The organism is Neisseria sp. HMSC03D10 (assembly GCF_001807625.1).
Lineage (GTDB): Bacteria > Pseudomonadota > Gammaproteobacteria > Burkholderiales > Neisseriaceae > Neisseria > Neisseria mucosa.
In genome coordinates, this window is sequence record NZ_KV789476.1 from 24,271 (window position 1) to 43,544 (window position 19,274).

Here is a 19,274-nt window from a genome sequence, read left to right on the forward strand (position 1 = left end):
AAAGTAAATGTCACGTGTCGCAAAAAACCCAGTGACTGTTCCTGCTGGTGTAGAAGTAAAATTTGGAACAGAAGCATTGGTTATCAAGGGTAAGAATGGCGAGTTGTCCTTTCCTTTGCATTCTGATGTAGCCATTGAACTGAACGATGGCAAATTGACTTTTGCTGCAAAAAATGACAGTAAGCAGGCAAATGCTATGTCAGGGACTGCTCGTGCATTAGTTAATAATATGGTCAAAGGTGTTTCAGAAGGTTTTGAGAAAAAACTACAATTGATTGGTGTGGGTTATCGCGCTCAAGCTCAAGGCAAAGTTTTGAATTTGTCTCTGGGTTTTTCTCATCCAATCGTATATGAAATGCCAGAAGGCGTTTCTGTTCAAACTCCTAGCCAAACAGAGATCGTTTTGACTGGTGCAGATAAACAAGTAGTTGGTCAAGTCGCTGCTGAAATTCGTGCATTCCGTTCTCCTGAACCTTATAAAGGTAAGGGTGTTCGTTATGTAGGTGAGGTAGTAGTGATGAAAGAAGCCAAGAAAAAATAATTGAGGTTCACTAATGGATAAACATACAACCCGACTCCGTCGTGCACGCAAAACCCGTGCACGTATTGCGGACTTGAAAATGGTAAGATTATGTGTGTTCCGTAGCAATAATCATATTTATGCTCAAGTAATTAGTGCTGAAGGTGATAAAGTATTGGCTCAAGCCTCTACATTGGAAGCTGAAGTGCGTGGTAGTCTGAAATCTGGTGGCAACGTCGAGGCGGCTGCAGTAGTAGGAAAGCGCATTGCTGAGAAAGCTAAAGCAGTAGGCGTAGAAAAAGTTGCTTTTGATCGTTCAGGTTTCCAATATCACGGTCGAGTGAAAGCTTTGGCTGAAGCTGCACGTGAAAATGGTTTAAGCTTCTAATAATTGGAGACTTTCAGATGGCAAAACATGAAATTGAAGAACGTGGTGACGGCCTGATTGAAAAAATGGTCGCAGTTAATCGCGTAACTAAAGTAGTTAAAGGTGGTCGTATCATGGCTTTCTCTGCGCTAACTGTTGTTGGTGATGGGGATGGTCGTATTGGTATGGGTAAAGGTAAGTCAAAAGAAGTGCCGGTAGCTGTTCAAAAAGCAATGGATCAGGCTCGTCGCTCTATGATTAAAGTACCTCTAAAAAATGGTACGATTCATCATGAGGTTATTGGACGTCATGGCGCTACTAAAGTCTTTATGCAACCCGCTAAAGAAGGTAGCGGTGTAAAAGCTGGTGGTCCAATGCGTTTAGTATTTGATGCTATGGGTATCCATAATATCTCAGCCAAAGTGCATGGTTCTACTAACCCTTACAATATTGTACGTGCTACATTAGACGGTTTGTCTAAACTGTATACCCCTGCTGATATTGCTGCTAAACGTGGTTTGACAGTAGAAGATATTTTGGGAGCGAACCATGACTGAGCAAAAAAAGATTAAAGTTACATTGGTTAAGAGCCTGATTGGTACAATTGAATCTCATCGTGCTTGTGCTCGTGGCTTAGGTTTGCGTCGCCGTGAGCATACAGTAGAGGTTTTGGATACCCCTGAAAACCGTGGTATGATTAATAAAATCAGCTACTTGTTGAAAGTGGAGTCTTAATATGTTTTTGAATACTATTCAACCTGCTGAGGGTGCTACTCACGCTAGTCGTCGTGTAGGCCGTGGTATTGGTAGTGGCCTGGGTAAGACAGGTGGTCGTGGCCATAAAGGTCAAAAAAGCCGTGCTGGCGGTTTCCACAAGGTAGGTTTTGAAGGTGGTCAAATGCCTTTGCAACGTCGCCTACCTAAGCGTGGTTTCAAATCTTTGACTGCTGCCGCTAATGCTGAAGTTCGTTTGAGTGAGTTGAATCTGATTGCTGTAAACGAAATTGATGTTTTGGTTCTTAAACAAGCTGGTCTGATTCCTGCGACTGCTTCTAATGTAAAAGTTATTGCTTCTGGTGAAATTTCAAAAGCGGTTACCTTGAAAGGTGTAAAAGCTACTAAAGGTGCTAAAGCTGCAATTGAAGCTGCTGGTGGCAAAGTAGAAGAATAAGGCTTGCACTATAGTGGCTAATCAACAATCTTTATCAGGATTATCCAAATTTGGAGATCTGAAAAAACGTCTAGTGTTTCTATTAGGAGCTTTAGTCGTTTTCCGTATTGGTGCTCATATACCGGTACCGGGCGTAGATGCTGTTGCGTTAGCTAATTTATTTCAAGGCGCTCGTGACGGCATATTCGGAATGTTAAATATGTTCTCGGGTGGTTCGTTGGAGCGCTTTACTATATTTGCAATTGGCATTATGCCTTATATTTCGTCATCGATTATTGTACAGCTTGCTTCGGAGATTATCCCTTCTTTGAAAGCTTTAAAAAAAGAAGGAGAGGCTGGCAGGAAAATAATTACGAAATATACTAGGTATGGGACGGTATTATTGGCTGTAGTTCAAAGTTTTGCTGCTGCAACATTTGTTTATCAACAAGGTGTAGTTGTAACAAGTACGCTTGAGTTTTATATTTCTACAGTTGTTTGTTTGGTTACAGGTACAATGTTTCTAATGTGGTTAGGAGAGCAGATTACCGAACGAGGTATTGGTAATGGTATTTCCTTAATTATTACAGCAGGTATTGTATCGGGTATTCCATCTGGTATTGCTAGATTATTAGAATTGGCAAAGTCTCAATCATTTACTGTTGTTCTAATAACTTTTGGAATATTATTGCTTATATATGTTGTAGTATATTTTGAAAGTGCTCAACGTAAGGTTCCTATTCATTATGCTAAGAGGCAGTTTGGTTCTAGTATGATGTCAGGGCAAAGTATTCATATGCCATTTAAGCTAAATATGGCGGGTGTCATTCCACCTATTTTTGCATCTAGTATTATTTTATTTCCATCAACGCTTCTAGGTTGGTTTGGATTGAATGATACTAATTCAATATTGCATAGAATATCGACACTGGTACAACATGGGCAACCTCTATATATTGCATTGTTTGCAACAACTATTATCTTCTTCTGCTATTTCTATACTGCTTTAGTATTTAGCCCTAAAGAAATGGCTGAGAATTTGAAGAAAAGTGGTGCATTTGTACCTGGTATTCGCCCAGGTGAGCAAACTTCTAGATATTTGGAAAAAGTTGTACTGAGACTGACATTATTTGGTGCTTTGTATATCACTACAATCTGTCTGATACCTGAATTTTTAACGACAGCATTGAATGTGCCTTTCTATTTAGGCGGAACGTCTTTGCTTATCTTGGTTGTCGTTACAATGGATTTTAGGACGCAAATCAATTCCTACGTAATGAGTAGTCAGTATGAAGATTTGATGAGTCGTCCAGATATGAAATCTTTATCACGTAAGTAGGCTTATGGCTAAAGAAGATACCATACAGATGCAGGGTGAAATCCTTGAGACTTTGCCCAATGCAACGTTTAAAGTAAAACTGGAAAATGATCATGTAGTACTTGGTCATATCTCTGGAAAAATGCGAATGCACTATATCCGTATTTCTCCAGGTGATAAGGTAACAGTTGAACTAACTCCTTATGATTTAACCCGTGCTCGGATTGTTTTCCGAGCAAGATAAACAATAAAAGGAAATAAAATGCGTGTACAACCTTCTGTAAAGAAAATTTGTCGCAATTGCAAGATTATTCGTCGTAATCGTGTAGTTCGCGTAATTTGTACTGACCCACGTCACAAACAACGTCAAGGCTAAGAAGTTAGTTTTCTTAACCCTTGATTTTGTGGTATAGTGATACACTTTGCCCTAAAAAGGAAAAAATATGGCTCGTATTGCAGGGGTAAATATCCCTAATAATGCCCATATCGTAATTGGCCTTCAGGCTATTTATGGTATTGGTGCGACTCGTGCTAAATTGATTTGTGAGGCAGCAAATATTGCTCCTACTACTAAAGCAAAAGATTTGGACGAGGCTCAATTAGACGCTTTGCGTGAACAAGTTGCCAAGTATGAAGTGGAAGGCGATTTGCGCCGTGAGGTAACGATGAGCATCAAACGATTGATGGACATGGGTTGCTACCGTGGTTTCCGTCATCGTCGAGGTTTGCCTTGTCGTGGTCAACGCACTCGCACAAACGCTCGTACCCGCAAAGGTCCGCGTAAAGCGATTGCTGGTAAAAAATAATTTTTAAGGAATTTTATTAATGGCTAAAGCAAACACAGCTTCGCGTGTACGTAAAAAAGTACGTAAAACCGTAAGCGAAGGTATTGTGCATGTACATGCTTCTTTCAACAATACCATCATTACAATCACTGACCGTCAAGGCAATGCATTGTCTTGGGCTACCTCTGGCGGCGCTGGTTTTAAAGGTTCTCGTAAAAGTACACCGTTTGCAGCTCAAGTGGCTGCAGAAGCAGCTGGTAAAGTTGCCCAAGAATATGGCGTTAAAAATTTAGAAGTTCGTATAAAAGGCCCTGGTCCCGGTCGAGAGTCTTCTGTACGTGCACTCAACGCTCTTGGTTTTAAAATTACCAGTATTACCGACGTTACTCCGTTGCCTCATAACGGTTGCCGTCCGCCTAAAAAACGTCGTATTTAAAGGAGTGATTGAAACATGGCACGTTATATTGGCCCTAAATGTAAATTAGCACGTCGAGAAGGCACTGATTTATTTCTGAAGAGTGCTCGTCGTTCTTTAGATTCTAAATGTAAACTGGACTCCGCTCCTGGTCAGCATGGCGCAAAAAAACCGCGTTTGTCCGACTATGGTTTGCAATTACGTGAGAAGCAAAAGATTCGTCGTATTTATGGTGTATTGGAACGTCAATTCCGTCGCTATTTTGCAGAAGCAGATCGACGTAAAGGCTCTACTGGTGAATTACTGCTGCAATTGTTAGAGTCTCGTTTGGATAATGTAGTATATCGCATGGGATTTGGCTCGACTCGTGCTGAGGCACGTCAGCTGGTTTCTCATAAAGCAATTACCGTTAACGGTCAGGTTGTAAATATTCCTTCTTTCCAAGTTAAAGCCGGTGATGTTGTAGCTGTTCGTGAGAAAGCTAAAAAACAGGTTCGTATCCAGGAAGCTTTAAGTCTGGCAACTCAAATCGGTTTACCAAGCTGGGTTTCTGTTGATGCAGACAAATTGGAAGGCGTATTTAAAAATATGCCAGATCGTTCAGAATTAACTGGCGATATTAATGAACAGCTGGTGGTAGAATTCTACTCTAAATAACGCTAGCTCAGTGAGGGACAGTTAAATGCAAAATAGCACAACCGAATTTTTGAAACCTCGTCAAATTGATGTCGATACTTTATCTACAACTCGTGCAAAAGTATCCATGCAGCCGTTTGAGCGCGGTTTTGGTCATACTTTAGGTAATGCTTTGCGTCGTATCTTACTGTCATCCATGAATGGTTTTGCTCCTACTGAAGTGGCCATTTCCGGTGTGTTGCACGAATACTCTACTGTTGATGGCGTTCAAGAAGATGTTGTCGATATTTTGTTGAATGTCAAAGGTATTGTATTTAAGCTGCATGGGCGTGGCCAAGTTCAGTTAACTTTGAGAAAGTCAGGGGCCGGTGTAGTAATTGCCGGCGATATCGAATTGCCACATGATGTGGAAATTTTAAATCCTGAGCATATTATTTGTCATTTGGCCGAGAATGGTCAAATTGAGATGGAAATCAAAGTTGAGCAGGGACGTGGTTATCAATCTGTTTCCGGTCGTCGTGTTGTGCGCGATGAAAACCGCCAGATTGGTGCAATTCAGTTGGATGCGAGCTTTTCGCCCATCAGTCGTGTTAGCTTTGAAGTTGAACCTGCACGCGTAGAGCAGCGTACGGATTTAGATAAATTGGTTTTGGATATTGAAACTGATGGTTCTATTGATCCTGAAGAAGCTGTACGTAGTGCTGCTCGTATTTTAATTGATCAAATGTCTATCTTTGCTGATTTGCAAGGTACTCCAGTAGAAGAAGTTGAAGAAAAAGCTCCTCCTATTGACCCTATCCTGCTGCGTCCGGTAGATGATTTGGAATTAACTGTACGTTCAGCTAATTGTCTGAAAGCTGAAGATATTTATTATATCGGCGATTTGATTCAACGTACTGAAACAGAGCTTCTTAAAACTCCGAATTTGGGTCGTAAATCTTTGAATGAAATCAAAGAAGTGTTGGCATCTAAAGGCTTGACACTAGGTTCCAAATTGGAAGCTTGGCCGCCTGTAGGCTTAGAAAAGCCGTAAGTTTGAAGATTAAAGGATAATGACATGCGTCATCGTAATGGTAACCGCAAATTAAACCGTACAAGCAGCCATCGTGCTGCAATGCTGCGTAATATGGCGAACTCATTGTTGGCTCACGAGACTATTGTGACAACTTTGCCTAAAGCTAAAGAATTGCGCCGCGTAGTAGAACCCTTGATTACATTGGGTAAAAAACCTTCCTTGGCAAACCGTCGTTTGGCATTTGACCGCACTCGTGATCGTGATGTTGTGGTTAAATTGTTTGATGAATTGGGTCCTCGCTTTGCTACCCGAAATGGTGGCTATGTTCGTGTGCTGAAGTATGGTTTCCGAAAAGGCGATAATGCCCCATTAGCACTCGTTGAATTAGTTGATAAAGCTGCTAATACAGTTAGCGAATAATTGCTTTAAAATTAAGTGTCATCCGCATTGCGGATGACATTTTTTTATTGGTAAATCAATATTTTGAATTGCACACTATAAACTATATTTTAGATTAGGCAGTTAGGTAATTATCTATTTGTCGTTATTTGTTTGTATTTAATGTTTCCATTTTGTGTTTTGGAACAAATTCCTTTAATAGTGCGTTTCATTTGGATTAAGTGCCAAGATTGATTTGGAAAAATTATCCCTTTTAAAGTATTTTGTCTCATGAAAATTTGTATTTTCAGACAATCTTTTGCCAAAATAAATAAATCTGTATAAACTTCATATTTTCTTGTCGGAGTGCTGCTTGTTCCTGCAAACAGCTGAGACCGCGCCAGCGGAATCCGTAGAACCTGTCGGGGTAATGCCTGCGTAGGAAACAAGCTGTCAAACGCCTTTTCAGGCTTCCGTTCCCTTTCTCGCATTTCCCGCCATTCGGTGGATTCCGCTTCCGTCTTGTCTTTCGTCTTCCCGACTGCCCAAACACTGCAAAGGAATCCACCATGCCCCGTATCGCCATTCTCGGCGGCGGCCTCTGCGGCCGTCTGACTGCTTTACAACTTGCAGAACAAGGTTTATCCATTGCCCTCTTTGACAAGGGCGGGCGCAAAGGCGAACACGCCGCCGCTTATGTTGCCGCCGCCATGCTCGCGCCTGCTGCGGAAGCGGTCGAGGCTACGCCCGAAGTCATCAAACTGGGTAGGCAGAGCATTCCGCTGTGGCGCGACATACGAGGTCGTCTGAAAATGCCGACCATGATGCAGGAAAACGGCAGCCTGATTGTGTGGCACGGGCAGGACAAGCCATTATCCAGCGAGTTCGTCCGCCATCTCAAACGCGGCGGCGTAGCGGATGACGAAATCATCCGTTGGCGCGCCGACGACATCGCCAAACGCGAACCGCAACTCGGCGGACGTTTTTCAGACGGCATCTACCTGCCGACCGAAGGCCAGCTCGACGGACGACAGATGTTGTCTGCACTTGCCGACGCTTTGGACGGGCTGAACGTCCCTTGCCATTGGGAACACGAATGCGTCCCCGAAGACCTGCAAGCCCAATACGACTGGCTGATCGACTGCCGCGGCTACGGCGCAAAAACCGCGTGGAACCAATCCCCCGCACACACCAGCACCTTGCGCGGCATACGCGGCGAAGTGGCGCGGGTTTATACACCCGAAATCACGCTCAACCGCCCCGTACGCCTGCTCCATCCGCGTTACCCGCTCTACATCGCCCCGAAAGAAAACCACGTCTTCATTATCGGCGCGACCCAAATCGAAAGCGAAAGCCAAGCTCCCGCCAGCGTACGTTCCGGACTGGAACTCTTGTCCGCGCTCTATGCTGTCCACCCCGCCTTCGGCGAAGCCGACATCCTCGAAATCGCCACCGGCCTGCGCCCCACGCTCAACCACCACAACCCCGAAATCCGTTACAGCCGCGCCCGACGCCTGATTGAAATCAACGGCCTTTTCCGTCACGGCTTCATGATTTCCCCCGCCGTAACCGCCGCCGCCGTTAGATTGGCAGTGGCACTGTTTGACGGAAAAGACGCGCCCGAACGTGATGAAGAAAGCGGTTTGGCGTATATTGGAAAATAAGTTTGAGGTCGTCTGAAAACGTCGCGCCATCAGTTTTATAAAGGCAACAATATGAATTTAGAAACCAAAATTCCGCCGCCGGCGATATGTTTTATTTGTGCGTTGTTGATGTACATCTCTGCCCAAGTGTCGGCTTTGGCCGGCATACTGCCGCGCTTTCCTATATTGCTGTCGGTTGTTTTGATGGTATTTGGGACGGCGTTGGGCGTATTAGGTGTGTGGGCGTTTCGCCGTGTGCGCACGACCGTCAGCCCGCTCAACCCCGAACAAACCGAACACTTCGTTTCAGACGGCGTGTACCGTTTCAGCCGCAACCCGATGTATGCGGGTCTGGGCTGCTGGCTGGTCGCCTGGGCGGGCTATTTGGCGCACCCGCTGCCGTGGTTGTTTTTGGCTGCATTTGTTGCCTATATGACGCGTTTTCAAATCATGCCAGAAGAACGCGTTTTGGCGCAGAAATTCGGTGCAGAGTACGAGTCTTACTGTCGGCGCGTTCGCCGTTGGTTATAAAAGTGGAAGCTTCCCATCAAGTGTCATCCGTCTTCTACTTTACGGTATGAATGTGAATACTCGATGTTTTCAGACGACCCCATTAGATGGCTATACCAAGCTGCTCACCTTAACTTAAACAATAAAACAAAAAGGAAAACGTCATGATTGAACAAGCAATGGGAAACCTGTCAGGTATATTTTGGATTTTCCTGCTCGTCATTCCCCTGCTTTTTTTGAAAGCGCTGCTCCAAAATCCCAAAGTGAAAGGACGCATAGGCGAACGGGCAGTCCGTTCAGTAATCGGAAAAGATTTGGATGAAGAAACCTATATCGAATTTCACGATTTGATTATTCCATCCCGCAGCGGCACGACGCAAATCGACCATATTTATGTTTCGGCTTTTGGGATATTTGTCATAGAAACCAAGAATTACACAGGTTGGATTTTCGGCAGCGAGAAGCAATCGAAATGGACGCAAGTCGTCTATAAGCAGAAACACTACTTTCAAAATCCGTTGCGCCAAAATTACGCACACATCAAGGCATTATCCGAACTGCTGCAACTGCCGGAAGAAAAATTTCATTCGATGGTGGTTTTTCTCGGTGATTGTGAATTGAAAACGCAAATGCCGCCGAATGTCTGCCGTATCAGACAGGCAGCATCCTATATCAGACGTTTTCAGACGACCTTATTGCTGCCACAGGAAATAGAAGCGGCAACCGCCGTGCTGTCTTCAAACGAATACCAAGCCGATGACGAAAAACTGCGGGCGCATACCGAACGCCTGCAAGAACGTCATCAGCGATAACTTAAAAGGACACCCCATGACCTTCCCGCCCCTAAAATCCCCGCTCAAATTCTACGCTGTCGTTCCCACCGCCGATTGGGTGGAGCGCATGGTCAAAGCAGGTGCCGACACGGTGCAACTGCGCTGCAAAACCCTGCACGGCGATGAATTGAAACGCGAAATCGCCCGCTGCGTCGCCGCCTGTCAGGGCCGCCGCACGCAGCTTTTCATCAACGACCACTGGCGCGAGGCAATAGAAGCGGGCGCATACGGCGTGCATCTCGGACAGGAAGACATGGACACCGCCGACCTTGCCGCCATCGCCGCCGCTGGTTTGCGTTTGGGTTTAAGTACGCACTCCGTCGCCGAACTCGACCGCGCCCTGTCCGTACATCCCAGCTACGTCGCCAGCGGCGCGATTTTCCCGACCACAACCAAGCAAATGCCCACCGCCCCGCAAGGCTTGGACAAACTGCGCGAATATGTGAAACAGGCAGGCAGCACGCCCGTCGTCGCCATCGGCGGCATCGATTTAAACAACGCCCAAGCCGTCCTTGCCACCGGCGTTTCCTCACTCGCCGTCGTCCGCGCCGTTACCGAAGCGGAAAATCCCGAAGCGGTGGTTAAAGCTTTTCAGGCTTTGTGGGATGAATAAGGTCGTCTGAAAGCCAAATTTCAGACGACCTGCTCAATTAGGATATTCGATTGCCGTCATTTCGGATGCCATACAGGCAGAAGCGGGCATAACGGCGTAAAAATAATCGGCGGATTCAGTTGTCCCAGCCTTCCACCACCAGTTTGCCGACCATATCCCCGCGTTCCAGCATCTCATGTGCGCGGCGCAGGTTAGCAGCATTGATGCCGTGCAGGACTTGGGTGGCGGTCGGGCGGATGATGCCTTCATCCACCAGCCGCGCGGTTTCGGCCAGGATTTCGCCCTGCCGTTCGATGTCTGCCGTTTCGCGTAGCGGGCGGGTAAACATAAATTCCCAATGCAGCGACAGGCTTTTGCCTTTGAGCGGGTTCACGTCCAACGTTTCGGGGTCGTCAATCAGCGCGATTCTGCCTTGCGGGGCGATGAGTTCCACGATTTGCGGCAGATGGCGGTCGGTATGGTTAGTGGAAAAAACAAACGATGGCGCGCCGATATTTAACGCGGCAACCTGTTCCGCCATGTTTTCATGATGGTTGATGACGAAATCCGCCCCCAATTCCTTCACCCACGCGCGGCTTTCGGGGCGGGAGGCGGTGGCGATGACTTGAATGTCAGTCAGCTTTTTCAGAAACTGGATGGCAAGCGAGCCGACCCCACCTGCGCCGCCGATTAAAAGCAGCACATTTGCGCCGCCTGCCACGGGTTTGTTGACGTCCAAGCGGTCGAACAGCGTTTCCCATGCGGTAATCGCCGTCAGTGGCAGCGCGGCGACTTGGGCAAAATCCAGCGAACGCGGCTTTTTGGCGGCAATGCGCGCGTCCACCGCTTGTAATTGAGCGTTCGAACCTTGGCGGTTGATGGCGCCCGCGTAATACACTTCGTCGCCGACTTTGAAATTCCGCACTTCGCTACCGACCGCCTGAACAATGCCTGCCGCGTCGTAACCCAATACGCGGTACTGCCCTGCCGCAGGCGTATGCGCCGCCCGAACTTTCACATCGACAGGATTGACTGAAACCGCCTGCACGGCAACCAAAATATCGTGCGGCCGCAGTTCGGGTTCGGGCATTTCGATGTCGAGCAGGGCTTCAGGGTTGGAAACGGGCAAAGGGCGGGTGAAGCCGATGGCTTTCATGATGTTCTCCTGTTAGGTCGTCTGAAAGCGTGTATCATGCGCCTGAAGCACACCATTAACAAGAACGCACTTATTTTTCAGATAGTTACATAAAGGATACTGCCATGCCACGCACACCGCACCCAAGCTACGACTGCGCCGAAGGCTGCTCGGTGGAAGCCGCGCTTTCCGTTATCGGCGGCAAATGGAAAGGCACGATACTCTACCGCCTGCACACGGACGGCACGCTGCGCTTCAACCAAATCCGCCGCATCCTGCCCGATGTGTCGCAACGCACGCTGACCGCCCAACTGCGCGCATTGGAGGCCGACGGCATCATTTTGCGCACCGTGTATCCCGAAGTCCCGCCGCGCGTGGAATACCGCCTGACCGACTACGGCAAAACGCTTGCGCCCGTGCTGACGGCATTGAAGGAATGGGGCGACGGGTTCAAGCAAGAGCAGGCGCATCGCGAATAAAGAAACTTACCTACGAAATATCGAGAAACCATGAACATCATCTTAAACGGCGAACCCGCCGAACTTCACGGCACAACCGTTGCCGACCTTATCGCCCAAACCGCGCCGCAAAAGCCTTTTGCCGTCGCGGTGAATACCGGATTCGTCGCCAAAGGCGCGTATGCGGAAACGGTTTTGAACGAAAACGACAAAGTCGATATCGTGCGACCGGTGGTCGGCGGCTAGGCGGTTTTGCCTTTTCAGACGACCCCTGTCCCCAAAACAACGTTATAGTGGATTAAATTTAAATCAGGACAAAAGGAACCCATCATGCTCACCCTATACGGAGAAACTTTCCCTTCACGGCTGCTGCTCGGCACGGCGGCCTACCCGACCCCCGAAATCCTCAAACAATCCGTCCAAACCGCCCGACCCGCGATGATTACCGTCTCGCTGCGCCGCGCGGGAAGCGGCGGCGAGGCGCACGGTCAGGGGTTTTGGTCGCTTTTGGAAGAAATCGGTATCCCGGTGCTGCCGAACACCGCCGGCTGCCAAAGCGTGCAGGAAGCGGTAACGACGGCGCAGATGGCGCGCGAAGTGTTTGAAACCAATTGGATCAAACTCGAGCTCATCGGCGACGACGACACGTTGCAGCCCGACGTCTTCCAGCTCGTCGAAGCGGCAGAAATCCTGATTAAAGACGGCTTCAAAGTGCTGCCTTATTGCACCGAAGACCTGATTGCCTGCCGCCGCCTGCTCGACGCGGGCTGTCAGGCGTTAATGCCGTGGGCAGCGCCGATCGGCACGGGTTTAGGCGCGGTTCACGCCTATGCGCTGAAGGTCCTGCGCGAACGCCTGCCCGACACGCCGCTGATTATCGATGCGGGCTTGGGCCTGCCCTCGCAGGCGGCGCAAGTGATGGAATGGGGCTTTGACGGCGTATTGCTGAACACTGCCGTTTCCCGCAGCGGCGACCCCGTCAATATGGCGCGCGCCTTCGCACTTGCCGTCGAATCCGGACGGCTGGCATTTGAAGCCGAACCGGTTGAAGCGCGCACCAAAGCGCAAGCGAGTACGCCGACCGTAGGGCAGCCGTTTTGGCATTCGGCGGAGTATTGATGAATAACGTGTTGCGGGTATATGAAAAGGTCGTCTGAAATTTCAGACGACCTTTTTTACGGCAATGTCTAACGGTATGGATGTAGAAAGGGGAGGGCGTTTTGAGTGGAACGTGTTATGCCATGAAAACTTGCTTTCAGACGACCTCTTGTCTTTTCCTTTATAATCCATCCATCTATTTTTCACTTATTTCAAGCAGGTTCACCATGTCCAAACCCACTCTCCTCCTCGTTGACGGCTCTTCTTATCTTTACCGCGCTTATCACGCGATGGCGCAGTTGTCCGCACCTGACGGTGCGCCGACGGGTGCGCTTTACGGCGTGTTGAACATGTTGCGCCGGCTGCGGGCGGATTATGTGCACGATTATTGCGCGGTGGTGTTTGATGCGAAGGGCAAGAATTTCCGCCACGAGATGTTCCCCGACTATAAGGCGACGCGCCCGCCGATGCCGGACGATTTGCGCCCGCAGGCGGAAGCCTTGCCGGATTTGGTGCGGCTGATGGGCTGGCCGGTGCTGGTGATTCCGCAAGTCGAAGCGGACGACGTTATCGGTACGCTGGCGGCGATGGCCGGCGAAGCAGGTTGGAATGTGGTGGTATCCACCGGCGATAAGGATATGGCGCAGCTGGTGAACGAGCGCGTTACGCTGGTGAACACGATGAGCGGCGAGACGCTGGATATTGAAGGCGTGAAGGAAAAATTCGGCGTGCGCCCCGACCAAATCCGCGATTATCTCGCGCTGATGGGCGACAAGGTGGACAATGTGCCGGGCGTGGAGAAATGCGGCCCGAAAACGGCAGTGAAGTGGCTGGAAGCCTACGGCTCGCTGGCTGGTGTGATGGAACACGCTGCGGAAATCAAGGGCAAGGTCGGCGAAAACCTGCAAGCCGCGCTGCCCCAACTGCCGCTGTCGTATGATTTGGTAACGATTAAAACCGATGTGGACTTGCACACCGAGCTTTCAGACGGCCTCGAAAGCCTGCGCCGCACTTCGCCGAAATGGTCGCAGCTTGCGGTCGATTTCAAACGCTGGGGCTTCCGCACTTGGCTAAAAGAAGCGGAAAGCCGTATGCACGAAGCGGCGGACGGCGATTTGTTCGGCAGCGATACGATAGGCGAACAGGCGGCGTTGGACATGGAAACGTCGTCTGAAAGGCTACCTGAAAAAGCCGTTGCACCCGAAAAGCTGGATTATCAAGCCGTTACCACCGAAGCGCAGTTTGCCGCTTTGTTGGACAAACTGTCGCAAGTGGACAAAATCGGTATTGATACGGAAACCACGTCCCTAGACGCGATGAACGCCGCGCTGGTCGGCATCAGCATCGCGTTCCAGGCAGGCGAAGCGGTTTATATCCCCGTAGGGCACAGCCTGACCGCTGCGCCCGAACAGCTTGATTTACAAGACGTATTAGGTCGTCTGAAACCGCATTTGGAAAACCCCGCCCTGAAAAAAATCGGGCAAAACCTCAAATACGACCAACACGTTTTCGCCAACTACGGCATCGCCCTGAACGGCATTGCCGGCGACGCCATGCTCGCTTCCTACATCATCGAGAGCCATCTCGGACACGGTTTGGACGAATTGTCCGAACGCTGGCTCGGCTTGGAAACCATTACCTACGAATCGCTGTGCGGCAAAGGCGCGAAGCAAATCGGTTTTGCCGACGTCGCCATCGGGCAGGCAACCGAATACGCCGCCCAAGACGCCGATTTCGCCCTGCGCCTCGAAGCGCACCTGCGCGCGCAAATGGACGCCAAACAGCTTGAAATGTATGAAAAAATGGAGCTGCCCGTCGCGCAGGTATTGTTTGAAATGGAACGCAACGGCGTGCAAATCGACCGCGCCGAACTCGCCCGTCAAAGCGCAGAACTCGGCGCCGAGCTGATGAAACTCGAACAAGAAGCCTACGCCGCCGCAGGCCAGCTGTTCAACCTCAACTCGCCCAAACAGCTTCAAGAAATCCTGTTCGACAAAATGGGCATCCCCACCAAAGGCCTGAAAAAAACCGCCAAAGGCGGCATTTCCACCAACGAAGCCGTGCTCGAACAGCTCGCGCCCGACTACCCCCTGCCCAAAATCATCCTGCAAAACCGCAGCCTGGCGAAACTCAAATCCACCTACACCGACAAATTGCCCGAAATGATTTCGCCCAAAGACGGCCGCGTGCACACCACCTACGCCCAAGCCGTCGCCATCACCGGCCGCCTCGCCAGCAACAACCCCAACCTGCAAAACATCCCCATCCGCACCGCCGAAGGCCGACGCGTGCGCCGCGCCTTTACCGCACCGCAAGGCAGCGTCATCGTTTCCGCCGACTATTCCCAAATCGAGCTGCGCATCATGGCGCACCTCTCAGGCGACAAAACCCTCATCGCCGCGTTCCAAAACGGCGAAGACGTACACCGCCGCACCGCCGCCGAAGTATTCGGTATCGCTCCCGAAAACGTCTCGTCCGAGCAACGCCGCTATGCCAAAACCATCAACTTCGGTCTCATTTACGGCATGGGACAATACGGACTCGCCAAATCGCTGGGCATAGACAACCTGTCCGCCAAAACCTTCATCGACCGCTACTTCGCCCGCTACCCCGGCGTCGCCGAATACATGCAGCGCACCAAAGAACAAGCCGCCGCCCAAGGCTACGTCGAAACCCTGTTCGGCCGCCGCCTCTACCTGCCCGACATCCATAACAAAAACGCCAACGCCCGCGCCGGAGCCGAACGCGCCGCCATCAACGCCCCCATGCAAGGCACCGCCTCCGACCTCATCAAACGCGCCATGATAGACGTGTCCCGCTGGCTTTCAGACGACCTGTTACAAAGCAAACTGATTATGCAGGTGCATGACGAACTGGTGTTGGAAGTACCCGAATCGGAATTGGACTTAGTGAAAACAAACCTGCCCGAGCTGATGGCCGATGTAGGAAAAGGCCTGCTAAACGTGCCGCTGGTGGCAGAAGTGGGCGTGGGAGAGAATTGGGAAGAAGCGCATTGATTTGAATAAATAAAAGGCCGTCTGAAAAATTATTTTTCAGGTCGTAGGTCGGATACTTGTATCCGACTTTTTTAGAGAAACTGAGATGCTTTGTCGGATTTAAGAATCTGGCCTACGAATTAGAATGTATGAATACAAAGGATTTAAAATGGACTACTCATATTTTGTAAACTATAAAATTGATGATCCTGTTACAGCGGCTGTCGGGGAAAACGGACATCCTACAATTGATTACTATGCAGAAGGATATTTTGAATCAGTTAGATTGATGATTAATGAGATATTAAGACGATTAAAATTAATGAAAAGCTCAAAATCCCATCAAATAGATATAAAAAATATAAAAATTACAGAGGATATTTTAGTATATCCAATTTGTTTTAATATTAGGCATTCTATTGAGTTATATCTAAAAGCAATAATTGAGAAAATAATTTCTATATATGAAATCAAAAATCTAAGAAAACCATCATCATTAAATATAAGTCATCATAATATTATTTTGTTATGGGAATTAATATCTACACATAATTTTTCCATTTGGTCTATGGATTCATACATAAATAGAAAACAAATATTCGATGAAAAATTTGATGCATATTTATCTATTTTGAATGAATATATCCAGCAATGGGGGGCTATTGATCCAACAGGGCAAACTTTCCGTTATCCTTTAGATACAGAATCAAAAAGGCATTTACAAGATATTTCTAATATTCAAATACTTTTTTTATTTTCAAATGCTGAGAAAAATCATAAAAAATTGGATGATTTTTATCATTTTATTCAAAATTTACATGATGATTATAAGAAAAATAGAGGAAATCAATTCCTTACCTACTTTCAACTAACTAAACTAGCAGAGTCTTTACCTGTATTTCATCAATGGGGAGAAGCTCTAACTCAAGAATTGCTAGATGAACTACAAATCAAATTTAAGCTTGTTTCTAGGAGGCAAATATATAAATGCATAGATTATATAAAACAAGATTATTATTTATCATCTTTAATATCTAAAGATATAGCATTTAAGTTTTTGAGCAATGATAAAGTTAAAGATATTATTGATTTTTTTAAACAGTTTCAAATAAAAGAGGGTTCTATATTAGGTGATAACAAAAGTGAAAGGAATTTAAGTTTAAATACAATTGACTGGGAAGCGTGGCAACAAGAACGGGAAAGAATTCAAGATTTTTTCTCTGATTATACTTACAATGAGTTAGTTGATTTGGTGACGATTATTTATATAGGAAGAGATGAAAATACTCCCCAAGAATATGATTTAATTTATCGGTATATGGAGGGTATATTCGAGACACCTGATTCTATAATTAATAAAATCCAAGAAAAACAATGTAACATTGTTTGCTATCTTAATAACTCATTGGATATTTTTGGAAAATCGTTTTTGCGTACAAATTAATCAAAAAGCCGTAGGTCGGATACTTGTATCCGACAAAAGCCACTGCCATCTCAAATAGCCGTCGGATTCGAGAATCCGACCTACTGAAACTGGGCATCGGGTGTAGGGTGTGTGCGGTACGCACGCACGCGGTGCTTGCAACCCAAAACCCATCCAAGGTCGTCTGAAAACATGTTTCACTTGTTTTCAGACGACCTTTATTTTAGGCAGCGGGGTAGGGCGGGTCGTCTGAAAGGCGGTTTGCCCTAGCGTGTTAAATCATGTTAGGTTATGATGTTTCTTTTAATATATAAATAGATGGCCGACAGGTCGTCTGAAACGGAGAAAAGGCATGAATGCCGTAGTGGTTGCAGTAATCGTTATGCTCGTGTTGTCGCTATCGCGGGTACACGTCGTATTGAGCCTGACTGTCGGTGCGTTCGTCGGCGGACTGGTGGCGGGAATGCCGCTGGAAAACATCGTGGATACGGCGGGCAATGTAACGCAGTCGGGGATTATTCCCGTGTTTAACGAAGGCTTGAAGGGCGGCGCGCGGATTTCTTTGTCTTATGCGATGCTCGGTGCGTTTGCGATGGCGATTACCTATTCGGGGCTGCCGCAGCAGCTTGCGGGTGGCATTATCCGCAAACTCAACAACAGTCAGGATGCCGCGAAAGGCGAAAGTTCGGTGAAATGGACGCTGTTGCTGATTATTTTGGCGATGGGCATCATGAGTCAAAACGTCGTGCCTATCCATATCGCGTTTATTCCGATGATTATTCCGCCGCTTTTGCTGGTGTTTAACCGTTTGAAAGTCGACCGCCGCCTGGTGGCGTGTGTGATTACGTTCGGTTTGGTGACGACTTATATGTTCCTGCCTTACGGCTTCGGTGCGATTTTCTTGAACGACATCCTCTTGGGCAACATCAAATCTGCGGGCATGGATGTAAAAGACATCAGTGTCATGCACGCGATGGCGATTCCTGCGCTGGGTATGGTGGCGGGGCTACTGGCGGCGTTTGTCCACTACCGCAAATCACGCATTTATCAAACCAATACCGTCGATACGGAAGACAACCGCGAAGCATCCGAACAGCCCCAGCCTTCGGCTTACCGCAGTCTGGTGGCGGCAATCGCGATCGGTGTGTGTTTTGCGATTCAGTTGATGTATAAAGATTCGCTGGTGTTGGGCGCGATGTTGGGTTTTGCCGTCTTCATGATGCTCGGTGTGATGAACCGAAATGCCGCCAGTGATGTGTTCGGCGAAGGCATCAAAATGATGGCGATGGTCGGTTTCATCATGATTGCGGCGCAAGGTTTTGCGGCAGTCATGACCGCGACAGGCGAAATCAAACCGCTGGTCGAACACAGTATGCAACTTTTCGGCGGCAATAAAGGCATGGCGGCATTTGCCATGTTGTTTGTCGGATTGTTGGTCACCATGGGTATCGGCTCTTCTTTCTCCACCTTGCCGATTATTACCGCGATTTATGTGCCGTTGTGTATCAGCCTCGGCTTCTCGCCGCTGGCAACCGTCGCCATCGTCGGTACGGCGGGCGCATTGGGCGATGCCGGTTCGCCCGCGTCCGACTCGACGCTCGGCCCGACCATGGGTTTGAACGCCGACGGACAACACGACCACATCCGCGACTCCGTCATCCCAACCTTTATCCACTACAATATCCCGCTGATGATTGCCGGCTGGATTGCCGCGATGGTGCTGTAAATGAGTGAAATGGACGAATTGGAACACCGCATCACCGAGCTGGAAATCCAAACCGCGCTTCAGGAAGACTTAATCGGCAGCCTGAACGATACGGTGGCGAAAATGCAGCAGACGCTGGATTTACAGCAGGCGCAGTTAAGGCTGCTTTATCAGAAAATGCAGGACAAAGGCGCAAACGGAGAGCGCGAACCTTACAGCCTGCGTGATGAAATTCCGCCGCATTATTGAAGCGGAAATATGAAAGAAGGTCGTCTGAAAAATGAACTGCACCCCAAA

At 48.2% G+C, this 19,274-nt stretch carries 25 protein-coding genes and 1 riboswitch; of the genes, 24 read left to right on the top strand and 1 reads right to left on the bottom strand.

Going from position 1 to position 19,274, the window contains the following annotated elements:
- Positions 1–7 precede the first annotated feature (7 nt).
- The 17 genes from rplF (at position 8) to thiE (ending at position 10,183) form a co-directional block, all read left to right on the top strand.
- Positions 8–541, top strand: coding sequence for a 50S ribosomal protein L6 (gene rplF, locus HMPREF3066_RS00150; RefSeq protein WP_039408163.1), 534 nt, complete (start codon positions 8–10; stop codon positions 539–541).
- 13 nt (positions 542–554) lie between these two features.
- Complete coding sequence (gene rplR / locus HMPREF3066_RS00155) at positions 555–908, top strand: 50S ribosomal protein L18 (protein WP_003775849.1); 354 nt, start codon at positions 555–557, stop codon at positions 906–908.
- Between the two features lie 17 nt (positions 909–925).
- On the top strand, positions 926–1,444 hold the full coding sequence (rpsE, locus tag HMPREF3066_RS00160; protein WP_003684704.1) for a 30S ribosomal protein S5: 519 nt from the start codon (positions 926–928) through the stop codon (positions 1,442–1,444).
- Positions 1,437–1,622 carry a 50S ribosomal protein L30 gene (gene rpmD, locus HMPREF3066_RS00165; RefSeq protein ID WP_003684808.1) on the top strand — a complete coding sequence of 62 codons (186 nt, stop codon included), beginning with the start codon at positions 1,437–1,439 and terminating at the stop codon, positions 1,620–1,622. Before rpsE ends, rpmD begins: the two co-directional genes overlap by 8 nt.
- Before the next feature lies 1 nt (position 1,623).
- Positions 1,624–2,058, top strand: a complete 435-nt coding sequence (rplO, locus tag HMPREF3066_RS00170; protein WP_003749291.1) for a 50S ribosomal protein L15 — start codon at positions 1,624–1,626, stop codon at positions 2,056–2,058.
- Between the two features lie 13 nt (positions 2,059–2,071).
- Entirely contained in the window at positions 2,072–3,376 is a 1,305-nt protein-coding gene (gene secY / locus HMPREF3066_RS00175; protein ID WP_039408167.1) for a preprotein translocase subunit SecY, read from the top strand.
- 4 nt (positions 3,377–3,380) lie between these two features.
- Positions 3,381–3,599: a translation initiation factor IF-1 gene (gene infA / locus HMPREF3066_RS11785; RefSeq protein WP_003684714.1), complete on the top strand. Its 219-nt coding sequence runs from the start codon at positions 3,381–3,383 to the stop codon at positions 3,597–3,599.
- A gap of 18 nt (positions 3,600–3,617) precedes the next feature.
- Positions 3,618–3,731 (top strand): 50S ribosomal protein L36, encoded by a 114-nt coding sequence (gene rpmJ / locus HMPREF3066_RS11790; RefSeq protein ID WP_003697674.1) that lies wholly within the window; start codon positions 3,618–3,620, stop codon positions 3,729–3,731.
- Between the two features lie 67 nt (positions 3,732–3,798).
- The gene (gene rpsM, locus HMPREF3066_RS00180) at positions 3,799–4,161 is read left to right on the top strand and encodes a 30S ribosomal protein S13 (protein ID WP_003749295.1); all 363 of its coding nucleotides are present in this window, start codon (positions 3,799–3,801) and stop codon (positions 4,159–4,161) included.
- A 19-nt stretch (positions 4,162–4,180) separates the two neighbouring features.
- A complete protein-coding gene (gene rpsK, locus HMPREF3066_RS00185) occupies positions 4,181–4,576 on the top strand; it encodes a 30S ribosomal protein S11 (protein WP_002216249.1) in 396 nt (131 codons plus the stop codon).
- A gap of 15 nt (positions 4,577–4,591) precedes the next feature.
- Entirely contained in the window at positions 4,592–5,212 is a 621-nt protein-coding gene (gene rpsD, locus HMPREF3066_RS00190; protein ID WP_003742907.1) for a 30S ribosomal protein S4, read from the top strand.
- A gap of 25 nt (positions 5,213–5,237) precedes the next feature.
- A complete protein-coding gene (locus HMPREF3066_RS00195; protein ID WP_060975579.1) occupies positions 5,238–6,224 on the top strand; it encodes a DNA-directed RNA polymerase subunit alpha in 987 nt (328 codons plus the stop codon).
- A gap of 24 nt (positions 6,225–6,248) precedes the next feature.
- Positions 6,249–6,626 (top strand): 50S ribosomal protein L17, encoded by a 378-nt coding sequence (gene rplQ, locus HMPREF3066_RS00200; protein WP_039408189.1) that lies wholly within the window; start codon positions 6,249–6,251, stop codon positions 6,624–6,626.
- Positions 6,627–6,936: 310 nt separating this feature from the next.
- Positions 6,937–7,046: riboswitch (TPP riboswitch) on the top strand.
- Positions 7,047–7,153: 107 nt separating this feature from the next.
- Positions 7,154–8,248 carry an FAD-dependent oxidoreductase gene (locus HMPREF3066_RS00205; RefSeq protein ID WP_060975578.1) on the top strand — a complete coding sequence of 365 codons (1,095 nt, stop codon included), beginning with the start codon at positions 7,154–7,156 and terminating at the stop codon, positions 8,246–8,248.
- A 51-nt stretch (positions 8,249–8,299) separates the two neighbouring features.
- Positions 8,300–8,758 (top strand): methyltransferase family protein, encoded by a 459-nt coding sequence (locus HMPREF3066_RS00210; protein ID WP_060975577.1) that lies wholly within the window; start codon positions 8,300–8,302, stop codon positions 8,756–8,758.
- 143 nt (positions 8,759–8,901) lie between these two features.
- Entirely contained in the window at positions 8,902–9,549 is a 648-nt protein-coding gene (locus HMPREF3066_RS00215; protein WP_060975576.1) for a nuclease-related domain-containing protein, read from the top strand.
- Positions 9,550–9,565: 16 nt separating this feature from the next.
- A complete protein-coding gene (gene thiE, locus HMPREF3066_RS00220) occupies positions 9,566–10,183 on the top strand; it encodes a thiamine phosphate synthase (RefSeq protein WP_060975575.1) in 618 nt (205 codons plus the stop codon).
- 115 nt (positions 10,184–10,298) lie between these two features.
- Here the strand turns inward: thiE and HMPREF3066_RS00225 are convergent, their stop codons facing one another.
- On the bottom strand, positions 10,299–11,318 hold the full coding sequence (locus HMPREF3066_RS00225) for a zinc-binding alcohol dehydrogenase family protein (RefSeq protein ID WP_060975574.1): 1,020 nt from the start codon (positions 11,316–11,318) through the stop codon (positions 10,299–10,301).
- A 104-nt stretch (positions 11,319–11,422) separates the two neighbouring features.
- Between HMPREF3066_RS00225 and HMPREF3066_RS00230 the strand changes: the two genes are divergently transcribed.
- From HMPREF3066_RS00230 to HMPREF3066_RS00260, 7 genes are all read left to right on the top strand, one after another.
- Complete coding sequence (locus tag HMPREF3066_RS00230) at positions 11,423–11,776, top strand: winged helix-turn-helix transcriptional regulator (RefSeq protein ID WP_003684634.1); 354 nt, start codon at positions 11,423–11,425, stop codon at positions 11,774–11,776.
- Positions 11,777–11,806: 30 nt separating this feature from the next.
- On the top strand, positions 11,807–12,001 hold the full coding sequence (gene thiS, locus HMPREF3066_RS00235) for a sulfur carrier protein ThiS (protein WP_003684673.1): 195 nt from the start codon (positions 11,807–11,809) through the stop codon (positions 11,999–12,001).
- Positions 12,002–12,085: 84 nt separating this feature from the next.
- Positions 12,086–12,874: a thiazole synthase gene (locus HMPREF3066_RS00240; protein ID WP_060975573.1), complete on the top strand. Its 789-nt coding sequence runs from the start codon at positions 12,086–12,088 to the stop codon at positions 12,872–12,874.
- Positions 12,875–13,080: 206 nt separating this feature from the next.
- On the top strand, positions 13,081–15,870 hold the full coding sequence (polA, locus tag HMPREF3066_RS00245; RefSeq protein ID WP_070439766.1) for a DNA polymerase I: 2,790 nt from the start codon (positions 13,081–13,083) through the stop codon (positions 15,868–15,870).
- A 148-nt stretch (positions 15,871–16,018) separates the two neighbouring features.
- Positions 16,019–17,293, top strand: coding sequence for a hypothetical protein (locus HMPREF3066_RS00250; protein WP_039855925.1), 1,275 nt, complete (start codon positions 16,019–16,021; stop codon positions 17,291–17,293).
- Between the two features lie 331 nt (positions 17,294–17,624).
- Positions 17,625–18,998 (top strand): Na+/H+ antiporter family protein, encoded by a 1,374-nt coding sequence (locus HMPREF3066_RS00255; protein WP_070439767.1) that lies wholly within the window; start codon positions 17,625–17,627, stop codon positions 18,996–18,998.
- Positions 18,999–19,226 carry a SlyX family protein gene (locus tag HMPREF3066_RS00260; RefSeq protein ID WP_003742919.1) on the top strand — a complete coding sequence of 76 codons (228 nt, stop codon included), beginning with the start codon at positions 18,999–19,001 and terminating at the stop codon, positions 19,224–19,226.
- The last annotated feature ends 48 nt before the right edge of the window (positions 19,227–19,274 follow it).